The organism is Microbacterium sp. AR7-10 (assembly GCF_001878835.1).
GTDB classification, from domain to species: Bacteria; Actinomycetota; Actinomycetes; order Actinomycetales; family Microbacteriaceae; genus Microbacterium; species Microbacterium commune.
Genome location: NZ_MJIR01000016.1, coordinates 1 through 757, shown reverse-complemented (window position 1 = coordinate 757; position 757 = coordinate 1). Strand labels below are relative to the sequence as shown.

The following is a 757-nucleotide window of genomic DNA, read 5'->3' as shown; positions in this document are numbered from 1 at the left end:
TTTCAGTGTTTTTTTGTTTTTGATGCTCAGGCGACCGCCACACTCTACCCCGTAGGGTTCGTCGGCAGCGTCGGAGGTGTATAAGAGACAGGCCCGTTGGGCCCTTGGGCCTGCCGAAAGGCCAGCCTTCTTGGGTCCCTGAGCCTGCCGAAGGGCCGCCACCTTGGGTCCCAGAGCCTGTCGAAGGGCCGCCACTCACCGATCAGGTGCGTCGCCGTCTGCCGCAGGCCGCGACAGCGCAGGAAGCTCGTCCACCCGGCCTTCGATGAGCGCCAGCTTCTTGCGTCGACTCCAGCCCTGCACCTGCTTCTCCCGAGCGAACGCCGCGTCGACCGTCGGGTAGTCCTCGGCGTACACCAGCCTGACAGGACGTCTCTTTCGAGTGAAGGCAGCGGAATGCACATCATCGAAGTTGTGCGCCCAGACACGCGCGGCGACATCGCCGTTCGTGCTGCCGGTGTAGAAGGCGCCGTCAGCGCACTCGAGGATGTACATCCAAGGCATGAGTCCATGTTCGCGCTGTTGCAGGGTCGTCTGTGATTGCTTGTGGATAACCGGCGGCGTCAGCACCTCTGGGCGGGTCGTGGGCGCGGCAGAACAGCTGGGCTCCCCAGGGCGAGGCCGCCCGCCCTTCGGCAGGCTCAGGGACCCATAAAGGGCGGCCCTTCAGCAGGATCCCGTCAGGATCCCAAGCGGGCGGCCCTTCGACAGGCCCAGGGACCCAAAGGGGCTCCGGGACCCCCCATGGGGCAGGCCC

The 757-nt window shown here is 65.8% G+C and carries 1 protein-coding gene; it reads right to left on the bottom strand.

Annotated elements, in window-relative coordinates; all coding sequences use genetic code 11:
* Positions 1–195: 195 nt before the first annotated feature.
* Positions 196–504 carry a GIY-YIG nuclease family protein gene (locus tag BFN01_RS01005; protein WP_071640608.1) on the bottom strand — a complete coding sequence of 103 codons (309 nt, stop codon included), beginning with the start codon at positions 502–504 and terminating at the stop codon, positions 196–198.
* Between the last annotated feature and the right edge of the window lie 253 nt (positions 505–757).